Source organism: Paenibacillus xylanexedens, assembly GCF_007680605.1.
Taxonomy (GTDB): domain Bacteria; phylum Bacillota; class Bacilli; order Paenibacillales; family Paenibacillaceae; genus Paenibacillus; species Paenibacillus xylanexedens_B.
The window spans coordinates 218,868-243,935 of record NZ_VEIO01000005.1; the positions used below are offsets into that span (position 1 = coordinate 218,868).

At 47.2% G+C, this 25,068-nt stretch carries 18 protein-coding genes; 13 read left to right on the top strand and 5 right to left on the bottom strand.

Annotated elements, in window-relative coordinates; translation table 11 throughout:
* Positions 1-158: 158 nt before the first annotated feature.
* Positions 159-1,721, top strand: coding sequence for an MDR family MFS transporter (locus FS818_RS21570; protein WP_145334645.1), 1,563 nt, complete (start codon positions 159-161; stop codon positions 1,719-1,721).
* A gap of 432 nt (positions 1,722-2,153) precedes the next feature.
* On the opposite strand, the gene FS818_RS21575 is transcribed toward FS818_RS21570, so the two are convergent.
* Positions 2,154-3,587, bottom strand: a complete 1,434-nt coding sequence (locus FS818_RS21575) for a VanW family protein (RefSeq protein ID WP_145334563.1) — start codon at positions 3,585-3,587, stop codon at positions 2,154-2,156.
* A 253-nt stretch (positions 3,588-3,840) separates the two neighbouring features.
* Here FS818_RS21575 and ftsE point away from each other — a divergent pair, with 253 nt between their 5' ends.
* The 5 genes from ftsE to FS818_RS21600 all read left to right on the top strand — a co-directional run bounded on the left by ftsE (position 3,841) and on the right by FS818_RS21600 (position 10,013).
* The gene (gene ftsE / locus FS818_RS21580; RefSeq protein ID WP_090922994.1) at positions 3,841-4,527 is read left to right on the top strand and encodes a cell division ATP-binding protein FtsE; all 687 of its coding nucleotides are present in this window, start codon (positions 3,841-3,843) and stop codon (positions 4,525-4,527) included.
* Positions 4,517-5,434, top strand: coding sequence for a permease-like cell division protein FtsX (ftsX, locus tag FS818_RS21585; protein WP_145334565.1), 918 nt, complete (start codon positions 4,517-4,519; stop codon positions 5,432-5,434). Before ftsE ends, ftsX begins: the two co-directional genes overlap by 11 nt.
* Before the next feature lie 163 nt (positions 5,435-5,597).
* Complete coding sequence (locus tag FS818_RS21590; RefSeq protein ID WP_145334647.1) at positions 5,598-6,878, top strand: murein hydrolase activator EnvC family protein; 1,281 nt, start codon at positions 5,598-5,600, stop codon at positions 6,876-6,878.
* A 269-nt stretch (positions 6,879-7,147) separates the two neighbouring features.
* The gene (locus tag FS818_RS21595) at positions 7,148-8,620 is read left to right on the top strand and encodes a S41 family peptidase (protein ID WP_145334568.1); all 1,473 of its coding nucleotides are present in this window, start codon (positions 7,148-7,150) and stop codon (positions 8,618-8,620) included.
* A 64-nt stretch (positions 8,621-8,684) separates the two neighbouring features.
* Positions 8,685-10,013 (top strand): PDZ domain-containing protein, encoded by a 1,329-nt coding sequence (locus FS818_RS21600; RefSeq protein WP_145334571.1) that lies wholly within the window; start codon positions 8,685-8,687, stop codon positions 10,011-10,013.
* A gap of 52 nt (positions 10,014-10,065) precedes the next feature.
* Here FS818_RS21600 and FS818_RS21605 read toward each other — a convergent pair whose 3' ends face one another.
* A complete protein-coding gene (locus FS818_RS21605; protein ID WP_145334573.1) occupies positions 10,066-10,761 on the bottom strand; it encodes a response regulator transcription factor in 696 nt (231 codons plus the stop codon).
* Between the two features lie 19 nt (positions 10,762-10,780).
* Positions 10,781-11,998 (bottom strand): sensor histidine kinase, encoded by a 1,218-nt coding sequence (locus FS818_RS21610; protein ID WP_145334575.1) that lies wholly within the window; start codon positions 11,996-11,998, stop codon positions 10,781-10,783.
* Positions 11,999-12,200: 202 nt separating this feature from the next.
* On the opposite strand from FS818_RS21610, the gene FS818_RS21615 reads away from it, so the two are divergent.
* Genes FS818_RS21615 through FS818_RS21625 form a run of 3 tightly spaced genes read left to right on the top strand, consistent with a single transcriptional unit; the run spans position 12,201 to position 15,506 of the window.
* Positions 12,201-13,136: an ABC transporter ATP-binding protein gene (locus FS818_RS21615; protein ID WP_145334577.1), complete on the top strand. Its 936-nt coding sequence runs from the start codon at positions 12,201-12,203 to the stop codon at positions 13,134-13,136.
* Between the two features lie 11 nt (positions 13,137-13,147).
* Entirely contained in the window at positions 13,148-14,338 is a 1,191-nt protein-coding gene (locus FS818_RS21620; RefSeq protein ID WP_145334579.1) for an ABC transporter permease, read from the top strand.
* Entirely contained in the window at positions 14,331-15,506 is a 1,176-nt protein-coding gene (locus tag FS818_RS21625) for an ABC transporter permease (RefSeq protein WP_145334581.1), read from the top strand. The genes FS818_RS21620 and FS818_RS21625 overlap by 8 nt, the downstream gene beginning before the upstream one ends.
* A gap of 249 nt (positions 15,507-15,755) precedes the next feature.
* On the opposite strand, the gene FS818_RS21630 is transcribed toward FS818_RS21625, so the two are convergent.
* A complete protein-coding gene (locus tag FS818_RS21630) occupies positions 15,756-16,583 on the bottom strand; it encodes a flagellar motor protein MotB (protein WP_145334583.1) in 828 nt (275 codons plus the stop codon).
* Positions 16,567-17,367, bottom strand: coding sequence for a flagellar motor protein (locus FS818_RS21635; protein ID WP_145334585.1), 801 nt, complete (start codon positions 17,365-17,367; stop codon positions 16,567-16,569). Before FS818_RS21635 ends, FS818_RS21630 begins: the two co-directional genes overlap by 17 nt.
* A 169-nt stretch (positions 17,368-17,536) precedes the next feature.
* On the opposite strand from FS818_RS21635, the gene uvrB reads away from it, so the two are divergent.
* The 4 genes from uvrB to FS818_RS21655 all read left to right on the top strand — a co-directional run bounded on the left by uvrB (position 17,537) and on the right by FS818_RS21655 (position 25,043).
* Positions 17,537-19,528: an excinuclease ABC subunit UvrB gene (gene uvrB, locus FS818_RS21640; protein ID WP_145334587.1), complete on the top strand. Its 1,992-nt coding sequence runs from the start codon at positions 17,537-17,539 to the stop codon at positions 19,526-19,528.
* 213 nt (positions 19,529-19,741) lie between these two features.
* A complete protein-coding gene (gene uvrA / locus FS818_RS21645; protein ID WP_145334589.1) occupies positions 19,742-22,600 on the top strand; it encodes an excinuclease ABC subunit UvrA in 2,859 nt (952 codons plus the stop codon).
* Between the two features lie 773 nt (positions 22,601-23,373).
* The gene (locus FS818_RS21650) at positions 23,374-23,583 is read left to right on the top strand and encodes a hypothetical protein (protein ID WP_090923015.1); all 210 of its coding nucleotides are present in this window, start codon (positions 23,374-23,376) and stop codon (positions 23,581-23,583) included.
* Between the two features lie 290 nt (positions 23,584-23,873).
* Entirely contained in the window at positions 23,874-25,043 is a 1,170-nt protein-coding gene (locus tag FS818_RS21655; RefSeq protein WP_145334591.1) for a S1C family serine protease, read from the top strand.
* The last annotated feature ends 25 nt before the right edge of the window (positions 25,044-25,068 follow it).

Genomic DNA, 25,068 nt, shown 5'->3' on the forward strand with positions numbered 1-25,068 from the left:
ACCCTTATCACCTTGTAACAGTAGAGCTGATGGTTATCCCCTCAAGGTAGAAGGTTTTGCCATAAAGCAATCGGTCCTTGGACTGATTGCTTGTTACTTCTTTTCGGATATACTAATGCAGTCATATGAATAGAACGGGAATGGAGAGATTAACAACAATGGCTGCACGCAACAATAAAATTGGATTTGTGCTGGCAGGTTTGCTGCTTAGCATCTTAATGGCCTCTATGGATAATACCATTGTGGCTACAGCTATGGGGGATATCGTGGGCAAGCTCGGCGGGCTCGACAAGTTCGTCTGGGTAACCTCTGCCTACATGGTGGCTGAGATGGCAGGTATGCCGATTTTCGGTAAACTGTCGGATATGTATGGACGTAAAAAGTTTTTTGTCTTCGGGATCATCGTATTTATGCTTGGCTCCGCTTTGTGTGGAACTGCGACATCCATCGTGGAACTGACCATGTACAGAGCGATTCAAGGGATTGGTGCAGGAGCACTGGTACCGATCGCGTTTACGATTATGTTCGATGTCGTTGCGCCTGAATCTCGGGGGAAGCTGGGTGGTTTGTTTGGAGCAGTGTTCGGTCTTTCCAGTGTATTCGGGCCGCTGCTAGGCGCGTACATTACAGAGTATGCCACATGGGAATGGGTGTTTTACATTAATCTGCCGCTCGGTTTGATTGCATTTTTGTTTATCGCATTTTTCTATAAGGAATCTCACCAGCATCAGTCGCAGCAGATTGACTGGCTGGGTGCCGTTACACTTATTGGTGCCGTGGTCTGTTTGATCTTTGCTCTGGAGCTGGGTGGTAAAACGTATGCCTGGGACTCCGCACAGATTCTAGGGCTGTTTGGTGGATTCGTGGTGCTGGCATTAATCTTTTTGTATGCAGAAACGAAGGCCAAAGAGCCGATTATTTCATTCGGTATGTTCCGCAAGCGGGTGTATTGGTCAAGTAACGTCATTGCCATGTTCAGTGGCGCTGCGTTTATTACGGCATCGGTATATATCCCGATTTTCATCCAGGGCGTACTCGGTGGCAAAGCGACCAACTCGGGTCTTGTGTTGTTGCCGATGATGCTAGGTTCCGTCGTGACAGCTTCCATGGGCGGTGTACTTATGACCAAAACGAAATACCGCAATATTATGATTCCAACGCTGGCTTTGCTTGTAGTGGGGCTAGGTTTATTAACGACATTGGATGAAGGTTCATCCCTATGGACCATTCGGGTATACATGGTCATGATTGGCCTTGGTGTCGGTGCTTCCTTCTCCGTACTTAGTAATGCGGCTATGAACGCCTTCGAACCGCAAAGACGCGGTGCCGCCAGTTCAACGCTGAACTTCCTGCGTTCCTTAGGCATGACGATGGGCATCACGATCTTTGGCATTGTACAGAGTCAAGTCTTTACGCGAAAAATGACAGACAGCATGGGTGGTGCCGCTGGAGAAGCTGGTGCAACGGCTGGAGCGCCTACAGGGGGTCTGCCTGCCGGGATGGATCTGACCGATCCGCATGCACTGCTATCGCCAGAGCTACGTCAAGGGATTCCTCCACAGGTACTGGAGTCCATCACGCATGCGTTATCCTCTTCCATTGTGCAGCTGTTTGCCTGGGCGGTTATTCCGGCAGCCCTTGCACTCATCGCTTCCTTTTTTATGGGAAACGAGAAAATGGTTGTAGGAGAAGAGCAACACGAGTATACGGCTGGGCACTAAATAGAAGGATAACGAAGCCAAGCCATCATTGACCGTGTATTTTAAAGAATCAATACAGTATGATCTTGGCTTATATCGTTTTCAAACTTTAAGCTAAGGAAACAAAAGGTCATGCAATAAACGGTTTTACAAATCCCTAAATCTAATACACCTGTCTCATATCCCTTACAAGGGTATAAGACAGGTGTATTTTTACTTTTGACGGATCATTCGTTAGGTGTTTTTAAGGCTTATATTTACTTTGAACTTTCATTTACACAATAACGGAGAGGACAGAAAAAACCAGGAGAAGCGAAGCGTTCGCCTTTATCCCCGGATTTTCCCCTTTGGAAAAGGGAATCCAAAAAATCCGGGGATAACAGCGATCGGAAGGTTATTCTGTCAGCGAAGTGTCAAGTGTAAATCTCTTTCGTTCTACTTGTACAATTAAAATTAAGGCTGATTCCCCTCACGAATGCCATCCTCCACCACGGAAGGTTGCTGTGGATCAGGCATGCTAATATGACCTGAGCGGGCAATCAGACGGCTTTGTGCTTTGTAGGTGTCACGTGAGATTGTTTTGGTTTCAACGACTTTGCCATCAACTCGCTTCGTGCGTACCGTCTCAACGATGTACCCGGGCTGTCCATTCTGAAGCACTTGCTGGGCCCCTTCGGGTAGCACGTTACTGGATACATATTTTACCGGAACACTCAGCGTTTCAATCGTACGGGACTCCAGCGCATAACTGACGTTCTCGGGGAAGGTGCCGAAAAATTTCACCACCATACGTCCGCCTTGCACTTTGGCATGAATTAACAGGGATTTCTCGGTGCTGTTTCGAAAACGAAAGTTAATGGCGCCCGAGGCAAAGGTGGCATCTAACCCTTTCGGTATATATTTGACTGGCAACGAGTGATTACGCCGTTCCACGATATCCAGACCCGTTAGCAGAGCGGCATTATATACAGTGCTGGATACCTGACAGATTCCTCCCCCTATACCGGGCATCAACCTGCCATTCACGATGACCGGTGCTTCCCGAAAACCATATTCCTTCTCCGCTTTGCGAATTACCTTTTCATAGTCGAACACACCTCCATGCGGCAAAATCATTCCGTTGATGGCCTGAGCAGCCGCGCTGACGTTATGTATCCGACCTTGACTGCTGTTTCCCAGTCCTGTGGAAAATTGAATGATTTTTCGCTCGATGCCTTCATCTTTCAATGAGTCGATCGTTACCTCGGGTTTCAAGGTGTAAAGAGGTATAAGAATCCTTATGGGTTCTGGTTTTACTCCATCCATTACGTCGCTGAGCTCTCTGTGCAGCTTGGTCTGCATGAGGTTGCTGAGTGTTTTCCAATCGATCCGGCGCACGCTTTTCTCCGGAATGTACTGCACTTGATCATTGGCGGTGATCCGGCGGACGGCTTCGGTCGGTGTACCGAAGGTTTCTTTTTCCCAGGCAGGGCTAAGCAATTGTTGAAAGGTTTGTTCGTTGTAGTTCATGTCCAAAGAGAAAGTCTGGGGAAATTGATACCGTGCATACGCGCGTTCCCACAGGTTCCCCTCATCCAGCTGTTGTACTGCGGCCTTGAAGCTGTCTGCACTGTAACTCACTCCTAGTTCGGCAGCAGTATGTGACATCGTTATCGGGTTTGGTTCAGCCACTTCCAGTGTGACAGGCCAGTCCTGCAATTGTTGAATGCGAGTGTGCAGTTCTGCCAGTACCTCTTTGCGATGTTTGCCATCGATGGCCCAGCCGCTAATCTGTACCCCTTTGGGCAAAGTGGGCTGGTTTACGTACATATAGAGCAATCCATAGGACGCGGAGCCGATCAAGAGCAGGGAGAACAGGGCGATGACCGTTACATGAATTTTTTTCATAACCGAACGCTCCTTTTGGCTTCTGTTGTTCCGGAATTCGTAACACTCTCTATCTATATGATCCAAGGGTGGAAAACTTTCGGGTACTCAATAGGTAACAAATTTGTTACAATAAACTTCATATGAATCCATGCTTCACCAGCAAAAGAGGGACAGAATGGATTTTTCCTGATGAATTTCAGGCCTTTTTAAAGGAAATGCCGGGATTGTGTCGAAATCATAATGGCTAACTAAGTGAGCAGGAAGTGATGATGTGATAGAAATGCAGGACGTGTGGAAGACCTACGCCAATGGTACCCACGCATTACAAGGGGTGTCGGTGAAGATCGACCGCAATGAGTTTGTCTATATCGTTGGTCCATCCGGTGCAGGCAAATCGACATTTATGAAGCTAATGTACAGAGAAGAAGTGCCAACCAAAGGGCAAATATCCATTAACGGATTTAATATTGGCAAGCTGAAACCACGAAAAATTCCTTATGTGCGCCGTAATATCGGCGTGGTATTTCAGGATTTCCGTCTGTTACCGAAGATGACAGCGTATGAGAACGTGGCATTTGCGATGGAAGTTATTGAAGCGCCGAAGCGTCACATCAAGAAACGGGTTATGGAAGTGCTCGATCTGGTGGGACTGCGCAACAAGGCCAACCGTGAACCTTCACAGCTCTCCGGCGGAGAACAGCAACGGATTGCGATTGCACGGGCGATCGTGAACAATCCTTCTGTAATCATTGCGGACGAGCCTACAGGGAATCTGGACCCCGAGACGTCATGGGGCATTATGCAGCTGCTGGACGAGATCAATTTCCGGGGAACAACGATTGTAATGGCAACACACAACAAAGATATTGTTAATACGATGCGTAAACGGGTTATCGCCATTGAACGCGGACAGATTGTACGGGATCAGATGAGAGGGGAATACGGTTATGAATTTTAGTACTCTCTTGCGACATCTGCGGGAGGGCTTCAAGAACGTATTCCGCAATGGCTGGATGTCAGTAGCCTCCGTCATGTCGATTATCGTCTCTCTGTTTATTCTTGGCGTGTTTATGTTGCTTGTGCTTAACGTGAACTCTATGGCCAATCAGGTAGACAGCCAGGTAGAAATCAGTACGTTTCTGGAGCTGAATGTGGACGAGAACCTGCGCAATGCCATTGGTCAGGAGATCAGTGCCATGCCTGAAGTCAGCGAAATTCGAATTGTTCCGAAGGACGAAGGATTAAAAGAATTCCGTGAACGTTTAGGCGAAAATGCCGATAATGTTCTCGGTGGTTTCGATGTAGATAACAATCCATTGCCGGATACGATTGAAGTTAAAGTAATTGAACCGGAAACGGTCAATTTTGTAGCCCAGAAGATTGAAGCATTGAACGAGAAACATCCCGAGAAGCCGATCATGAAAGTGAACTACGGCAAGGAAACGGTAGATGTGTTGTTCAAATTTACGAAGCTTGTTCGTAATATCGGATTTATTTTTGTCGGTGGACTGGGTCTGATGTCGATGTTCCTGATCTCGAATACGATTCGCGTAACGATTCTGGCTCGCCGCCGGGAGATTGGTATTATGAAGCTGGTGGGTGCGACCAACACCTTTATTCGCTGGCCTTTCTTTATTGAAGGGGCGTTAATTGGATTGATCGGTTCCGTGATTACGGTCGCCGTTCTGTTCTTCGGATACAGCCAGTTGATGTCAACGATTGGTCAGGATGTCTTTATGCAGATGCTGAATTTAATTCCACTCAGCGAGATTTGGCCACTGATGGGAACATTGCTGATTGGACTAGGGGTGCTTGTCGGAATTCTGGGTAGTACACTGTCCATTCGCAAGTCGCTCAAAGTGTAGAAAATGTCGAAAAGAATGCCAAAACAGGTTCATTATTGAACGCTGTTTGACGATATGTAGGAAAGACGCAACTGTTGTTTTGATGAAAGAAAGCAAAGAACATGCTGTTCACCACCTGTGCAGGTTGCTTTCTTGTGAATTCATAGGATGGGGGATCATCATTTTGAAAAAAACCGCTTCGCTGCTGGCCTTTATGTTACTGGCCGGTATGACGTTTCAACCTTCTGACGGATATGCCAAGAATAGCATCAGCGATATTGATCAACAGATTCAGCAACTGGAGAGCAAGGCGGCTTCCGCCAAGCAGGAGCAAAAAAAAGCTGCGGCCAACAAACAGGAAGCGCAGCATTACAAGAACAAAACCAATGCCTATCTGAAGGTTGTCTTGGAACAGATCAATGTCGTTAGTGATGAGCTGGCGAGTGTATCGTTGCAGATTGAAAATACGGAGGAAGATCTCCGTACAACGAAAAAAGATCTGCAAGCAGCAGAAGAACGGATCGTCGCAAGAGAAAAACTGCTAGAGTCACGTGTACGCCTGATGTATACAGATGGGGCAGTATCCTACCTTGATGTCCTTTTATCTTCTACCAGCTTTACCGATTTTCTGACCCGTGCGGACTCGCTTAAAACGATTGTGGATCAGGATCAGCACCTCTTGGATGAACATAAAAAGGACAAGCAGCTTGTGGTAGAGAAAAAGGCAGATTTGGACCGGCAATATGCGGAAGCCAAAAGCCTGTACTCACAGAAGAAACAGCGCAAGTCGCAGCTGAACGAGAAAGAGAAAGAAAAGCAGGTGCTTCTGGCTTCATATGATGCTAAAATTGAACAATCCGAAGAGTTGACGGCAGAGCAGGAAGCTGTGTTGATGCAAATCGCCGGCAAACGCTCGGCTCTGTTACAGGAGAAAAATAAATTGCGTGAGCAACAGGCTGCCGCAGCAGCTAAAGCTCGGGCCCAAGCTGCGGCTCGTGCCAAAGCAGCAGCCAAGGCGCCAACACGTGTAAGCTCCAGCGGCAACAGTGAAGTGACCTATTCGTCCGGCAACGGCATTTTTGCAAAACCGGTTTCCGGTGGACGCATTTCTTCACCGTTTGGTCCGCGGATTCACCCGATTACAGGAGAAGTAGGCAAACTGCATGCAGGTGTCGATTTTGCCGTTCCAGTAGGCACATCCGTTCATGCGGCTTCCGGCGGGATTGTCATTATGGCTGAGTGGTATAGTGGTTATGGATATACGGTTATTATTGATCATGGCGGAGGTCTGTGGTCATTGTACGGTCACTTGCGTGAAGGTGGATTCAAGGTCAGCAAGGGAGATACGGTAAGTAAAGGTGATACCATTGCCGAGTCTGGCAATACAGGGAACTCGACCGGGCCTCACTTGCACTTTGAAGTGCGGGATAACGGAACAGCCGTGAATCCGATGAACTATTTGTAGATTGTCTGATTTAATGCGATGCAACTTATATAAGTTGAACTATTCGTTTACACTCTGAATCAAAAATCAGGGGACAACAGCGATTGTAAGATTATTCTGTCATTGGAGTGGGCTGTGTAAAATTTTCAGTTCAAATGATATCGTTTAAACTTCGAATGGAAAAATCATAATCCGTACAAGCTAGACATATACTAAGCTGGCATGTTCAGGGAATGATTCGGGGCAGTCCGAATCGGATGCGCTTCAAAACTAAAGGCGGTGACATACGGATGATGAAAAAAAGATCGGCACTGCTGTTTGTTGTTCTGGGACTGCTTGGCGGAAGTCTATTAACGCTCGTGTTAATGACTTATCCGGGGATTACAAATCAAGTTAGACCCGGCGAAGGATTGCTGGCTAGTGTGACCGGTAGCTCACAGCAGAAGAACGAACTGAAGAAGATTGAAACCGCAATGGATTTGATCTCAAGCAACTATTATAAAGATGTCGACCGTACCAAGCTGATTGATGGTGCGATTAACGGCATGATGGAATCTTTGGGTGATCCTTACTCCAACTATATGGGACAGGAAACAGCTGCCCAGTTCGAAGAGTCCATCGAAGGATCATTTACCGGTATTGGTGCAGAGGTTTCCTCGCAAGACGGTAATGTCGTTGTCGTGTCCCCGATCAAAGGTTCACCTGCCGAAAAAGCAGGTATCCGTGCGAAAGACATCATTATGTCGGTTAACGGTGAATCGCTTCAAGGACTTGAGCTTAACAAAGCGGTTAACAAAATTAGGGGTCCAAAGGGTAGCGAAGCCAAAGTACAGGTGAAGCGTGCAGGATCGACAGAGCCGATTGAATTCACGATTGTCCGTGATGATATCGACCTGGAAACCGTCTACGCACATATGGAAGATGGCGGTATTGGTGTCATCAACATTACGCAATTCTCGCTGAATACAGGCGAAAGGTTCAAGGAAGAACTGGCGAAGCTGGAGAAGCAGAATATGAAAGGCCTGATTATCGATGTACGGAATGACCCGGGCGGTGTGCTGCAAGTCGTTATCGATATTGCAGAACAGTTCGTACCGAAAGGCAAAGTCATCGTTCAGGTTGAAGATAAAAATGGCAAGAAGGAACAAAGTAAATCAAATGGATCAGCCAAGCCTTATCCAATCACGGTGTTGATGAACAAAGGTAGCGCGAGTGCTTCCGAAATCCTGGCAGGGGCTTTGCAACAATCTGCTGGTGCTACACTCGTGGGCGAGAATTCATTCGGTAAAGGAACCGTGCAGACCAGCTACGACAAACAGATGGGTGACGGTAGCTTGCTGAAGATTACCATTGCCAAGTGGCTGACGCCAAACGGTACATGGATTCATGAAAAAGGGATCAAACCGGATATCGCAGTGAACCAGCCGGATTATTTCTCGGTTGCACCGATTAATAAAGAAAAGCTGCCTCTGAAATATGATAGCAATAGCACGGATGTGAAGAGTGCGCAGACGATGCTGAGAGGACTTGACTTCAAGCCGGATCGTGTGGACGGATACTACGACCAGAAGACCGAAGAAGCCGTCAAGGCGTTCCAGAAGAAAAAAGGCATTCAGGTTACTGGCCAAATCGATGAGAAAACGGCAGAATCTCTGGAGGCAACTCTGATTGAACGTATTGCCAATCCTCAATATGATGCACAGCTGAAACGCGCGATCGAAAATGTCTCAAAGGATATTTCGTCCGCTGTGTCGAAGCCATAAAGAAGGCTGATTTTCAGCCTTCTTTTTTTCTGAACCGGCTGAAGGAGAGGAGTGAAATGCTACAATGGAATGGGCATGGCCTTGGTTAACTGCATTAGGGGAAGCATTGTTACAGTTGTTGATTCAGCCGTTTTATTATATGGCAGTAATTCTGATCGTTTTGATGTATCATCGTCAGTTGCTCCAGGAACGGAAACTCTTCCATGTGCGTATGCAGAGTTCGATCACGCAGACGATTCGAGCTGTCCTTGGGGGAATTGTCATTGGAGTGATCGTGTCCATGATATCTCTTTTCCTTGGCACTTATCTTACGCTGGGTAGTGTAATCAGTATATGGATTGCAGCATTAATCTTGGCTCTTATTCGTATCCGTTATTTATGTTTTGCCTATGCAGCAGGGGCATTGGGTATATTGCAATTTGCTTTGAATGTGGCCTACAGCTGGCAGCCTTCCGGTATGCTTGGACAGGCTGTGGACACAGTTCGTGCATTGGACATGCCTGCATTGCTCGTGCTGGCTGCATTGCTGCATTTTGGCGAAGCTATACTGGCACGAATGCAGGGTGTATCTATGGCCTCACCGTTTCTGATGGAAGGTAAACGCGGGAAGCTGGTAGGCGGATATCAGATTCAACTCTATTGGGCGGTTCCGCTACTGATTCTTGTTCCGACAACCGGAGGCATCACAGAACTGGCGTGGACTCCGCTACTTCATGCAGGTCAGGGGTACACGCTAATGGCATTACCCATCTTGCTGGGATTTAGCGAAAATACACAAAGTATGCTACCTGGGCGTAAACTTCAGGTTTCAGCTAAACGTTTGATGCTGTATAGCTTGGCATTACTTGTATTCAGTCTGCTTGCCGTATGGTGGTCACCATTGACAGTGATTGCAGCCTTGGTAGCCTTTGCCGGACATGAACTCCTGGTGTGGTACAGCGCATTGGAAGAGCAGCAACTTAGTCCTGCATTTGTTCATCCTCAGCACGGGCTTAAGGTACTGAGTGTGCTTCCTGACAGTCCTGCAGCAGAGCTCGGAATCGAGGCAGGGGAGACACTGTATAAAGTGAACGGTATACTCGTTCATTCTCCCGAAGAGCTGCACCGGGCACTGCGGATGAATCCGGCTTTTTGCAAGCTGGAGGTGCGTAATCATCAGGGAGAGAGCAAGTTTATGCAGCGAGCAATTTACGAAGGCGAGCATCACCAGCTTGGCGTGATTATGGCACCGGATAAACATGAAGCATGGGCAGTTCAGCCGCGTCCGGTGACGTTATACCATGTGATTGCGCTCAAATTATTCACACGCCGGAAAGAGCAACGAATTGACGAGGCTTCACTGGCTTTGCCGCCAGCACCTGTAGTGAGTGACAAAGGGTCAGTTGAAATGTAATAAAAGGTACTTCCAAACGCCTTCGCTGGCGTGAGGAAGTACCTTTTTTGCTTTATTTTTTCAAAATAAAAATGGCGATTTGGGTGCGATCCCGCAGATGAAGCTTGCCCAGGATTTCAGTTACATAGTTTTTGACGGTACCCTCGCTGAGAAACAGCTTAGCGGCGATTTCTTTGTTGGATAGTCCTTCTGATATGGCTTCGGCGACGGAAAGCTCCATGCGGGTAAGACCGTGCGTTTCAAGGGGCTCGTTTACCGGAGGAGAAGCCGGCGTACGAAGCAAACCCGCGAGTTTGCGTGCAATATCCGGGTGGATCAGCATATCCCCGCTATGGACGGTTTTGATACCTTGTACGATTCGGGCAGGAGGGACATTTTTGAGCAGATAACCACTCGCTCCGTTCTGTAAAGCCTGAATGATATATTCATCGTCGTCAAAGGTGGTCAGCATCAATACCTGAACGTCGGGGAAACGGGTCTTGATCAGAAGAGTTCCTTCGACCCCGTCACATTCGGGCATACGAATATCCATGAGCACTACATCTGCTGGTGTTCCTGATTCAAGGCAGGCAAGTGCTTCCGTCCCATTGGAAGCTGTACCTGTAATGTGGATATCCGTATCCAGGCCGAGCACCACCTTCAGGCTTTCCCGGATGAAGGGATCGTCATCGACAAGAAGGACCTGAATGACTGAGGGAGGTTGCTCGGACAAAACTTCTTTCTGGCTACTATTGTTCGATTCTGGCATGAGCATATTCCTTTCCGTATTACAGTAAATTCATTTTGTTTGTAATGGGGATTCGAGTAATAACGGTATATGGGGCAATGGACTGAACCTCAATGATTCCTCCAATGAATTGTGTACGCTGACGCATACCCTCATGCCCAAGGCCTGTTGTTACACTTGTATCTAAAAGGGAGTGCGTGCTGCCATCATTACTGATGCTCATACGAATCTCCTGTTGCCCAAAAGCCAGTTGCAAACGAATGGAAGTGGCCTTTCCATGTTTAATGGCATTCGTTACAGCTTCTTTGGCGTTTTTGAATAACACAATCTGCATACTCGGATAGAGAGCGTGTGGCTGACCAATAATTTCGTAATGAGTCTGTATCCCCGTATCGCGACCGACTTCCTCTAATAGACGATCCAAAGCGTAGGCATCGGATGCATGAAAATCAGGACGAAGTTTATGAAGGGTGTTACGCATGTCATCCATACTTGCAGCCAGCTGATCTCGAATCTGCTTGACCAGCTCAGTACCTTGTTCGTTATTCAAGGGGAGCGTGAGCAAAGCAGCCTCTGACATCATTTTGGTGCGGATTAGACGATGTCCGATATCATCATGAAGCTGACGGGATATTCGTATACGCTCTTCCGCCTGAGCCGCGTCTTCTAATTGTTTGGAAAATAACAGCAGTTGAGCACGCGTCTCTTGCAGTTCATAATGCTTATGCCTTAGCTCGTCATATACATGCTCCAGTTTCTGACGACGGTGTGCTGCTTTGGCTCCTTGCCAGGAGAGAGCCGCTGTCATCCATAGGAGCAAGTTCACGCCAATGCTCAGCTTCACAGAGTCCGAGAACCAACTCATAGTATTCATCTGAACTTCTACGGTTCCAAGACTGAGCGTAGTTGGAGTTGCCACATGCCAATACAGTGCGAGATTCGTTGTAATCAGCTGAATCCCCAACATGAACCATCTTATAGATCCACCGAGCCGATACATATAAACATAGAGGACGGATAGAGAGACGAAAATCATAAAGGGGCCATACAGCGCCAACAACCAGCTGGCCCACATGATTTCTATCAGGAATAACAGGGATTGCCCTGCACCTGAACGGGTAAAGCGGTTCGCTACAGCGAGTAAGGTCGAGATGAGGATGTAAAAGGTGTACAGTGCTTCGCCATGTAAAGGTAGGGTCAAACTGAACAACACAGCAGGCACAACTAATAAACCATATTGCAGGAATCCCAAGGGCATATGTAGATGACATCCTTTTTATACAGATTGAAGAATAAGACGATAACGCATCCTTGATTATAACATAGGCCACCGCAACATCAGGAGATGACTTAAGTCACCTTTGAATGATGACTTTATATACCTTCGCCAAGGGGAGACATTCGATACAATAGACTTAGGAATATCACGGTAAGAGCTCATATGGGAGGGGCATACGTAGATGAACATATTGGAAATGGATCATGTTGTAAAACGATACGGTAGCAAATTGTCGGTGGATCATCTCGACCTAAGTGTACAAAAAGGGGAAATCTTTGGTCTCCTTGGCCCGAATGGAGCGGGGAAAAGCACGACGATCAGCATGATTGCAGGCTTGCTCAACATGGATCAGGGAGAGATCAGACTGGACGGCATATCGGTGAAGGAGCGGCCACTCGATGTAAAGCGTAAAATCGGGCTGGTTCCGCAAGATTTGGCGTTATATGAAACGATGAGTGCTACGGATAATGTTACTTTTTTTGCCCGGTTATATGGATTACGAGGGAAGAAGCTCAAAGAAAGAGTGCAGGAATCTCTTGAATTTGTCGGCTTGCAAGATAAGGCCAAGGATGCTCCATCCACCTTCTCGGGCGGCATGAAACGCAGACTCAATATTGCATGTGCGCTCAGTCACAGGCCAGATCTGATTATTATGGATGAACCCACCGTGGGCATTGATCCGCAATCCCGTAATCACATTCTTGAATCGGTGCGAACGCTCAACAAGATGGGCTCGACCATTATCTATACAAGTCATTATATGGAGGAAGTTGCGGCGATCAGTAATCGGGTAGCCATCATGGATCAAGGCCGGATTATTGCTTGTGGAACCGAGGCTGAGCTAAGGGAACGCGTTGCGTCGGAGGAAAAAATTGTACTTACCACTTCCGGCATGGATGCCGGTGTTGTGGAAGAACTTAAACTTCACCCGCGTGTACGGGCAGTAGAAGTCACCGAAGACACAATAACGATTATGCTGCCTTCGGCACAGCAGTCACTGCAAGATATGCTGTTTATTTGCAGTAAACATGACATATCTATTCAATCCCTACGGGTCGAAGAACCGGATCTCGAAACGCTTTTCCTCAATCTGACCGGGCGTACGCTTCGAGACTAGGAGGAGATGGCATGAGCATATGGCATATTTGTATGTTTGAACTCAGACGTATTCTGAAAATTCGTTCTGTGGTCATTAATTTGTTTATTCTGCCTTTATTATTAATTTTCATCTTGGGAACGGCATTATCGAGCGCGATGGGAACAGGAAAAGATACGACGCCTGATACGTTGCGCGTGGGGATTGTGCAATCGAACGAAGCGGCATCCTCTCCGGTAGGTGAAGCGCTGAAAGCCTTTGTATCTACACCTAAGGTGGCTCAAATGATAAAAGTGAAAAACATGTCTTCGCAGGACGAAACCGTGGATGCGTTAAAACAAGGAAATCTTGATTTTGCGGTGATCGTGACTTCGGATATGGTGCAGCAATGGATGGCAGGGAAAACCGTTAAGCTGCAATGGATACTTGGAAAAGACAACACACTTAACGTAGTGGGGCAGACCGTATTCACTAGCTTTACGGATGAGTTGAATCGACAGGCTGCCATTGCAAAAGTCCTTGGGCCAGAAACGGTGATGGCGATGGCCGCGCAAGATGGCACAGGGTCAACCTCTGCACAGCCCAACATTAAGGTCGGCAGCCCGGGGCATTCCGGTCAATCCTACAGCGCTTCACAATATTACGCGGCAGCCATGCTGGCGATGTTTATGCTGTACTCGGGTATGACCACCGTCAATAGCCTGTTTACGGAGCGCGACAAACAAACGCTGGCTCGTCTTCAGGCAACGCCAGTGGGTAATGGAGTGATCTTTGCTGGCAAAATTGCAGGTAACAGTCTGCTTGCCTTTTTACAGGCGATCATTATTATCGTCATGACCAACCTGCTATTTGGCGTGAATTGGGGTGGTCATCCTTGGTTGATTGTACTGATCTGTGTACTCATTACGCTGGCATCCATGACCCTGGGCATTATTGTGGCATTAGTAAGTAAAAACGCCGCCTCAGCTAATGCGTTAATGCAGGGTATCATCATCGTGATGACTTTTATTAGTGGAGGATTTACTCCGATCGCCATCGATTTTGTACAGCGCATTAGCGAATTTACCGTAAATCATTGGGCGCTTCAAAGTTTTCTGAGTATGATGCTGGGTGCAACTTTGCAAGAGGTCATGCACAATATTTTCATGCTCGGGGCCGTGTGTGCAGTGCTCGCAGCTGCTGCCGCAGTGATATACAGAAAGGTTGGATATCGTTATGAATAGTCTGCATATCGCTTGGCTAATGATCCGGAGAACACTGGGGCGTAAACGCGGGTTTGTTGCATTTTTACTGCTGCCATGCCTTGTTGTGACAGGTGCCGTTGCTCTTTTTGGAAGTGAGCAGGCCAGTCGTGCGGTTGTTTCTTATGTCAATATGGATGAGGGGATCGCGGGATCATGGATGATCAACGAGCTCGCTCGTACGAAGGACTACAGCTTCAAAGCTGTGAGTAACGAGGCAGAAGTGAAATCGGATATCGTTCGCCAAAAAGGAAGCATGGGAATTGTGATTCCCGCCAATTACACCCAATCATTGCTACAGGGGAAGCCCGCAGAGATCCATTGGATTGAAATGCGTGTCAGCGAAAGCTCATACATCCTTCGGGCGGCCGCCCAAGGGGTTGCGGATGGGTTGAAACAGTCCGCTGTTGCGGTACAAACATCCGCTGCCATATCGCCTGCTAACGCTAACGCTGAGAGTCAGGAGGATAAACTTGCACAGCTCCTGCAAGAGATTGGGAGACATCATTTGTCAGGAGAAGCGCTAAGCTTGCAGTTATATCCGAAGCCAGGGTTAAACAACGTCACCGGATTTACGATTATGTTCATGATGGGTCTGTTAACGAGTGCGGTGGCTGTTATTATGGACGACCGAAAGCAACGTACGATGGCTCGAATGTATACCGCTCCAGTCAGGTCATATGAGATCGCGCTAGGAAATTTTCTGGGTAGTCTTGCGATTGGAGTTATCCAGATTACGCTCGTGCTCGGCATAAGCCGTTGGGTTTTGCATTATGATGCAGGGATTCCGTTTGGTATTCACTTTCTGATTCTTGGAGCGTTTATGCTGGTATCGATGGGATTAGCGAGTGCCGTGAGCGGCTTGATTCGTGAATCGAAAAATGCCAGTATGTTGAACTCTCTCATCATTGTACCCACTTGTATGATTGGGGGCTGCTTCTGGCCGTTATCCATCATGCCGGAGTATATGCAGAAGCTGGCGAACTTTGTGCCGCAAAAATGGACGATTCAGGCAGTCGAAACGATCTCTGCCGGAGGTAAGTTGGCCGACATTACCTTGCCATTACTAATCCTTTTCGCCATGGCTGTGATCTTGCTGGCTGTCGGTTCGGTGATTCTTCGTCCCAATCAACCGGGAATGGATGCGTAAATTGGTTGTGGCCTAAATAGAATGGTGAAGCAATACCCAATGAAAAAGGAAACGAGATAGAGGGAGTCGGTTAGGAGTCGAGAGTTGAAACAAGAGCAAGAGTAATTCAGAATGCATTTAAAAAAAGCACGTTTGACGGGATGAATAACGTCAACGTGCTTTTTACTGCGTTGTTTTTTTGTAGCGTGAGTTCGTATAGCCGATTAATAGAGGCTGAGGTCTGGCGTGTATTTTTTGCGGGATAACTGACTATGGCTGTAATTGGCGAAGTACCGTAATTTCAACCCGGCGGTTCTTCTGTCTTCCAGCTGCTGTTGTATTGTCTCCGGTGGGCCTGGTATCCGCATACCCTGCATATTGGAAGTGGTCGGGGTCGAGTTTCTCCTGATCGATGAAAAAGCGTAGTACTGATAACGCACGCTCACCGGACAACTCCCAGTTATCCTTGTACGCGGAATTGGCTCCGATCGGAACGTTATCCGTGTGTCCCTCAATACTGACCACCATTTGAAGATTACGAAACAAACTGGCGAGTTTGCTAAGTGTAGGAGCGGCATCTTTTTTCAAGGCAGCTTGTCCCTGATCAAACAGAAAACGGTCACTGAGCGTAATGGAGATACCTTGCGGTTTGTCTGCCACGAAAATTTGATTATCCAGTTTATTATCTTCGATATATTGGGTAATCACATTAAACAGATTTTGTAATTCCTGCTCCTGCGTCCTGAATTGCTCTTCCCGCTCCGTGAGCGGACGGTTGCTGTCATCCGGGGTATCTTTACCCGAATCTGATGACGATTCTTGATCCTCCTCTGAGCTTCCCTGGGGGGGCTTGGTGATAGTTTGACCTGGTGTCTCACCGAGTCCGTCCCCCAGTTCAAGTATGGAGTCGGATTTATTAAAAGTGCTTTGAAGGGATTGGGTCACGACGTCGTATTTACCGGTATCCAGATTGCTCATGGCGTACATGATGACGAAAAAAATCAGTAGCAACGTAATGAGATCCGCATAGGTAATCATCCAGCGATCCCGATGGTCAGCAGCTTCGCGTTTGGCACGCCGTTTACTGCGACGACTCATCTAATCCCTCCTTTGCGAGCGGAGATTGCAAGACCTGACGGTGCGAAAGTGTAAAAGACTCTAGCCGTTTACGAACGAGCTGTGGATTTTCGCCATTTTGAATGGCAAGCACTCCTTCAAGCATCATCTCCATTTCTTGCACCTCGTCAGCACCTCTGGATTTGATTTTGGAAGCGATAGGTAAAAAGATCAGGTTAGCACTGGCAACCCCATAGAGAGTGGCTGTAAAGGCAACGGCAATGGCTGGTCCGAGTCCGGTTGGATCGGTTAGGCTTCCGAGTACCTGAATAAGACCCATTACGGTTCCGATGATTCCCATCGTTGGGGCATAACCGCCGGCAGCTTCGAATATTTTGGCATAACCCTCATGTTTCTGCTCTACAGAATCGATTTCCATCTCCAGAATCTGCCGAACAACATCCGGGTCTGTACCGTCGACAACCATCTGGATGCCATCTTGCAAAAAGGGATGGGGATGATCCACAACTCTGCGTTCCAGAGCAAGCACACCGGATCTGCGGGCAATGGATGACATCTCGATCAGTTCTTCAACCCATTGTTTGGAATCCTGGGCACGACGTCCAAACGCCATGCGTAAAGCGGCAGGGATCGTTCGCAGACGATGTGCTGGGAAGCTGGCTACAACGGCAGCGATGGTGCCGCCGAACACGATTAGAGCAGCGGTTTTTTGCAACAGGCCGGACATATGGCCGCCTTCCCACAAAAAACCGCTGATAACTGCGGCAATTCCGGCAATTATACCGATAAGTGTCGCAATATCCATAAATTAACCCACTCCTATCTTCATTTCACGTTTGCATCACTAAAACGAACAAGGTATAATTGAACGGGAACAAATATTCCTATTACTATAAGTTTTCCCAACTGGAAATTCGGGGAACTTCGACAATATATAGTGACTATTATTTTAGACGATAGGGTGAGATACGGCAATGAGCGATATTATTATGAGCGACAAAACGTTCGAAATCGAGTCAGAGTTTTCTCCCCAAGGTGATCAGCCAGCAGCCATTCTGGAATTGGTGAAGGGTGTTCAGGAAGGGAAGAGATACCAGACTCTTTTGGGTGCAACGGGTACGGGGAAGACGTTTACCATTGCACAGACTATTGCCAAGCTACAGCGACCCACGTTGATTATTGCGCACAATAAGACACTGGCAGCACAGCTGGCGAGTGAGTTCAAAGAATTTTTTCCGAATAACATGGTTGAGTATTTTGTCAGTTATTACGACTACTACCAGCCGGAAGCCTATATTCCTTCCTCAGATACGTATATCGAGAAGGATTCGAGTATTAATGAAGAGATTGATAAGCTACGACATGCCGCGACCAGTTCCTTGTTTGAACGCCGTGATGTCATTATCGTAGCGAGTGTATCCTGTATATATGGTTTGGGGTCACCTCATGACTACTCCAGTATGTTGTTGTCTCTGCGGGTTGGAATGGAGAAGCCGCGCAATCAGATCTTGTCCCGTCTTGTAGAGATACAGTATCAGCGGAATGATATTAACTTTGTCCGTGGCACGTTCCGTGTCCGTGGCGATGTTATCGAGATTTTCCCGGCTTCCAAGGGGGAACATGCCATTCGGGTGGAGTTGTTCGGGGACGAGATCGAGAAAATTACCGAGATTGACGTCTTGACCGGAGAACTGATCGGTGAACGGGAGCATATTGCTATTTTCCCGGCATCCCACTTCGTAACCCAAGAAGAAACGATGCGTGTGGCACTGGTGAGTATCGAACGTGAATTGGAAGAACGGCTTGAAGTATTGCGTGAGCAAGGCAAGTTGCTGGAAGCACAGCGACTGGAGCAACGTACACGTTACGATATCGAGATGATGAAGGAAGTCGGGTTCTGCTCAGGGATCGAGAACTATTCCGGACCGCTGACCTTCCGTGAACGCGGGGATACACCATATACCCTGATGGATTACTTCCCGGATGATATGTTGATCGTCGTGGATGAGTCTCACGTCACATTGCCGCAAATCCGCGCGATGTACAATGGTGACCAAGCGAGGAAGACTGTGTTGGTGGATCACGGTTTCCGTTTGCCTTCTGCACTGGATAACCGACCGCTGAAGTTTGAAGAGTTTGAAGAAAAGATGAACCAGATCATCTATGTATCGGCGACACCAGGGCCTTACGAGATTGAGCATACCGATACGATGGTTCAGCAGATTATTCGTCCTACTGGCCTGCTTGATCCTGTTATTGAGCTGCGTCCGACGAAAGGACAGATCGATGATCTGATAGCAGAGATTAACGACCGGATTGCCAAAGACGAGCGTGTGCTGATTACTACGTTGACCAAGAAGATGTCGGAAGACCTGACGGATTACCTTAAGGAAGTCGGCATTAAGGTTAGATATCTGCACTCGGAGATCAAAACACTGGAACGGATGTCGATTCTGCGTGATCTGAGGCTGGGTACCTTCCATGTATTGATTGGAATTAACTTGCTCCGGGAAGGTCTGGATTTGCCGGAGGTTTCATTGGTAGCTATTCTGGATGCGGATAAGGAAGGTTTCCTGCGTTCAGAGCGTTCCCTGATTCAGACGATTGGGCGTGCCGCGAGGAACAGCGATGGTAAAGTTATTTTGTATGGCGACAAAGTGACCGATTCCATGGATAAAGCGATAAAAGAGACGGAGAGACGCCGTACCATTCAGATGGAATACAATGAGAAACACGGCATCACACCGCAGACGATTCGCAAAAAAGTGCGTGATGTCATTGAGGCAACGAAGGTTGCCGAATCCAAAAACGAGTATCTGACTGGCGCCGCCGAGAAGATGTCGAAGAAGGAGCGCCAATCGCTTATTCAGCGTCTGGAAGCGGAGATGAAAGATGCAGCCAAGAACTTGCAGTTTGAGCGTGCCGCCGAGCTTCGTGATGCATTGCTGGAATTGCGAGCAGAATAGATATAAATCGATAGAGAAAGCTTCGTTGATTGAACATGGATGATAAGAGAACGGCCAGTCTGGCCGTTCTCTTATTGAGTAAATTGAAGTAAATAATCTCGTCCATTGACCCGATAATAAGACATGTTGAAATTGCAAAATCAGGTCTATACTGATAAAAATGATGAATTTGGTTAAGAGGTTTATAGAAAAGCAATGAGAGGATGAATACCATTGGCGAGCGAGAACATTGTCATCAAAGGCGCACGAGCGCATAACTTGAAAAACATCGATATTACCATTCCGCGTGACCGCTTTGTCGTATTAACCGGTTTGAGCGGATCAGGCAAGTCCTCGCTGGCTTTTGATACGATATATGCCGAAGGACAACGGCGTTATGTAGAATCATTGTCTGCCTATGCACGTCAGTTTTTAGGTCAGATGGAGAAACCGGATGTCGATTCGATTGAGGGATTGTCGCCTGCGATCTCAATAGATCAGAAAACAACAAGCCGTAATCCGCGTTCTACCGTAGGAACCGTTACTGAAATTTATGATTATCTGCGTCTCCTGTTTGCTCGTGTCGGTCATCCGCATTGTCCGGATCACGGGATTGAGATAACATCCCAAACCGTAGAACAGATGGTGGATCGTATCATGCAATACCCTGAACGTACCCGGTTGCAGATTCTGGCTCCAATTGTTGCGGGACGTAAAGGGGAGCACAAAAGCGTTTTTGCCGATGTATCTAAACAGGGGTTTGTCCGTGTTCGGGTTAATGGGGAATTGCGAGACCTGTCAGAGGACATCCAACTGGAGAAAAATAAAAAACATACCATCGATGTTGTCGTTGACCGGATCGTTGTGAAGGAGGATGTTCAAGCTCGATTGGCGGATTCCATTGAAACGGCACTTAATCTGTCCGGCGGACAGTTGCTCGTAGATATTATCGGTGAAGAAGAACTGCGCTTCAGTTCCAACTTTGCTTGTCCGGTGTGTGGATTCAGTATTGATGAGCTTGCGCCGCGGATGTTCTCATTTAATAGCCCGTTTGGTGCGTGTCCGGATTGTGATGGTTTGGGTGTCAAAATGATTGTTGACCCGGACCTTCTTGTGCCGGATCGCAGTAAATCGATTGAAGAAGGAGCGTTTGATGCCTGGACAGGAGGAACGTCCACGTATTATCCGCAGTTTCTCAAATCCGTATGCGAACATTTCAACATTCCGCAAGATGTTCCTGTAGAGGATCTACCTGCTGATCAGATGAACAAGCTGTTGCAAGGAACAGGGTCTGAGAAAATTCGTTTCCGTTATGAAAATGACTTCGGACAGCGTAAAGAAGCATTAGTTACATTCGAAGGGATCGTTAATAATCTGGAGCGTCGTTATCGTGAAACGGCCTCGGAAGGTATACGTGAGTTTATTGAAGGATATATGAGTGCCAAACCTTGTGGTACGTGTAAAGGGCAACGTCTGAAACGAGAGAGTCTTGCTGTAACCATTAATGACCACAACATGGCTTATGTGACTAGCTTGTCCATCGGTGAAGCGGGACGTTTCTTTGAGTCGCTTCAACTGACCGAAAAAGAACAGACCATTGCCAAACTGATTTTAAAAGAAATTAACAGCCGTTTGGGTTTTCTCGTTAACGTAGGTCTGGATTACCTGACCCTAAGCCGCGCTGCCGGAACGTTGTCCGGTGGTGAAGCGCAACGGATCAGACTAGCGACTCAAATCGGTTCCAGCCTGATGGGCGTACTCTATATTCTGGACGAGCCAAGCATCGGTTTGCATCAACGGGATAATGATCGTTTGATCTCCACGCTCGCACATATGCGGGATATCGGGAACACGTTGATCGTTGTTGAACACGATGAAGATACGATGATGGCGGCGGACTATATTATCGACATTGGTCCAGGTGCAGGTATTCACGGCGGAACAGTGATGTCACAAGGTACACCTGAGGAGATTATGAATGACGAGAATTCGTTGACAGGTCAGTACCTCAGTGGTAAGAAGTTTATTCCGATTCGTACGGAACGCCGAAGTGTCGGCGATCGATGGTTGGAAGTGCGCGGAGCCAAAGAGAACAATCTGAAGAATCTGAATGTAAAGATTCCGGTGGGTGTGTTTACCGCTGTAACGGGAGTATCCGGTTCAGGTAAATCTACACTGATCAACGAAATTTTGTACAAAACGCTGGCACGTGATCTGAACCGTGCACGCGTACGTCCAGGGCAACATAAAGAGATTCGTGGTCTGGAGCATATCGATAAAGTGATTGATATCGACCAGTCCCCGATCGGACGAACTCCACGTTCTAATCCGGCGACTTATACCGGTGTATTTGATGATATTCGAGACTTGTTTGCACAGACCAACGAAGCTAAGGTACGCGGATATAAAAAAGGCCGGTTTAGCTTCAATATCAAAGGCGGACGCTGTGAAGCCTGCCGTGGAGACGGGATTATTAAAATTGAGATGCACTTCTTGCCGGATGTCTATGTGCCGTGTGAGGTTTGCAAAGGCAAACGTTACAACCGCGAAACACTTGAAGTAAAGTACAAAAACAAAAATATCGCCGATGTGCTTGAAATGACAGTGGAGGATGCAACTCAGTTTTTCGAGAACATTCCGAAGATTCATCGCAAAATGCAAACGTTGCTGGATGTAGGCCTTGGTTACATTAATCTGGGTCAACCTGCAACGACACTGTCCGGTGGTGAAGCACAGCGTGTGAAGCTTGCATCCGAGCTGTATCGCCGGAGTACTGGCAAAACGATCTACATTCTGGATGAGCCTACGACAGGTCTGCACGTTGATGATATCGACCGACTGCTTAACGTGTTGCATCGCCTCGTCGATTCGGGAGAATCGGTGCTTGTTATTGAGCATAATCTGGATGTCATCAAAACAGCCGATTATATCGTTGACCTGGGTCCAGAAGGCGGAACCGGCGGCGGTACAATTGTAGCGACAGGAACACCAGAGGATATTATTAAAGTGCAGGAATCCTATACGGGTAAGTATCTGAAACCTGTACTGGAGCGCGATACGGAGCGAAGCAGAGCTCTGCAACTGGCGGAGTAGTTAGAGCACAGCGAATCTTTAAACTGTAAAATTAGATGAGAGCCTTCTTTGCCTTGGAAATAGGTTTTGGATGATAGTCCACCACCTTTTCTGCGGTGAGGAAGGTTTTTTGTGATAACTGCTCCGTGATCTGAAGATTCAACCCGTAAGTAGTCTAACGATCACAGGAGAGCTTATTTGAGCAAAATCAGGCAAATCAGAATTCTAACGATCACCAGCGACGTTATTTCATCGAGAAAGCGAGAGATAGACTGTTTTTTGACGATTTCGAGTGAAATAGCGCTTCTCATGATCGTTAGATTTTGAAACAAGTTATATTCGGCCAAATAAGCTCCGTGGTGATCGTTAGAGCTGGGCGGCTACGATGCAGCCTGGAATTCCTTGAAACTACGTGAACCATATGAAAATTGCATGAACTACATGAACTATATAAACTGCATAAATTGCAATGACTACAATGATTATAAGGAACTGTTTGGTTCTACTTCGTGCTATTCCACAATACGTGGTACCTGGCTTTGGCATCTACCCGGGCTCTTTTTACAATTTGTCTGTTACCCGTATCTGTCATCCATTAGCTGTTAATAAGAATGTTTAATGAAAGTGTTTACATATTAGACGGGGTAAGCTTTTGCGAGCAAATCGGTCTATCTGGATTTTTTTCATTTTTCTGGATGATAGGGCTTGCATTACTAACAGGGTACAGATAACATAGAGGAAGAGTTTAGGGTATGTGTTGGTTGTTCAACTATGGTGAGGAGGTCTGTCTATCCATGCTGCTTGCAGAGGCTGCCACAGCGAGTACATCGAATTTTAATGCATTTGATATTTTTGTGATCTTGTTTACGATCCTGATTTTTATCGGATTGGTTCGGCTCCTTCGGGCACCGAAGAAAAATTTGTTTGCTATCGGGTTTACAGTTGTCAGTCTGCTGGTATTTTTGATGACAGACTACGCGATGATCACAGGTTGGTTTGGTTAATAGCAATGCTAAGATGCAAAGAAATACGACCACGCAATAGCAATTTCGAACACTTTCCATGATGAATATGGAAGGTGTTTTTTCATGTCTGTATTCTCCGAAGGCAGGAAGCTGAGAGAGCCTGATTATGTCGAAAAATAGCGAAAATTAAAACGATTGTATAGCCATAATTTGTATGATACATTGAAGGATACCGATATTGCAGATGAGAGAGAAGATAGATTCGGCCAGGAATCGGCTGTCCAGTCGCGCAAGAAGGATGTATAGAGTAGAGAGGGTCAGGTGAAGTCATGAAAAGGGTAGTAAAACGGGCAACAGCGATGATGATGGTTGTCGTGCTCTCCATCGGTGTGATGGCGGCGACGGCTGGTGCAGCGACAACCAAGACAGGCATGCAAGCCAAGGTGATCGACGGTCAGGTGTATGTGAATACCAAAGATCTGGTGAAGATGTTCGGAGGTAGTGGACAATACGATGCCAAATCAGGCACATACACGTATAAGGGAAGCGAAGCCATTCCCAAAGTGATTGAGAAGGTATCTCCGTCTGTGGTTGGGATTATAGGTAAAACGACGGAAAACCAGAACGGATCGTCAAACGATCGTTATAATCTGGCACATGGCACAGGCGTTATCATTCGCGCTAATGGATGGATTGTGACGAACGCCCACGTGGTTGATCAGTTGGTCGATCCGGTCGTTGTCACGACGGATGGGAATACATATAACATTACAGAATCGTTCAGTGATCCGTTAAGTGATCTTGCGCTGATTAAAATTAACGCCAAAGCACTCAAACCTGCGGTCTTTGCTAAAGCTTCGCAAGCGGTTGTGGGCGAAACGGTGATTGCGATCGGTACGCCGATCTCCTTTTCATTGCGCAACTCAGCTACGGTTGGCGTGATCAGCGGTCTGAACCGTGGCGTGGAAGCGTCCTATCGCTTAATTCAAACAGACACGGCGATTAACCCCGGGAACAGCGGAGGGCCGCTTGTGAACTTGAAGGGAGAAGTCGTCGGTATTAACTCCATGAAATTCTCTGCCGTGGGCATCGAGAGCATGGGTTTCTCTATTCCTGTAGACACTGTGAATTTTGTTATCAATCAATTTTTTAAATATGGAACGATCAAACGGGCAAGTCTCGGATTACAGCTTGAAGAGAGTTGGTCGGCCATCGTAGGTCTGCCTGCGGAAGATCCATTGACGGTTACGAGCGTACTGAGTGCGGAAGCGAAGAAAGCCAAGATCAAGGAAGGGGATGTCATCTACAGCATTGCGGGCAAACGAGTATCTTCGGTAGTCGATATCAATGAGCTGCTCAAAGCCTACTTACCTGGACAAAAGGTGAAGCTACTGGTGCAAACCGACGGAGACATCGTTACCCGCACTATAACACTTGTGGATCGAGCTTCTCTTGAGGAGCAGTCCGATGATTCGCTTTTAACGGATGATGAACAATAAGCCCGGCAAGCAACCCGAATTGAGA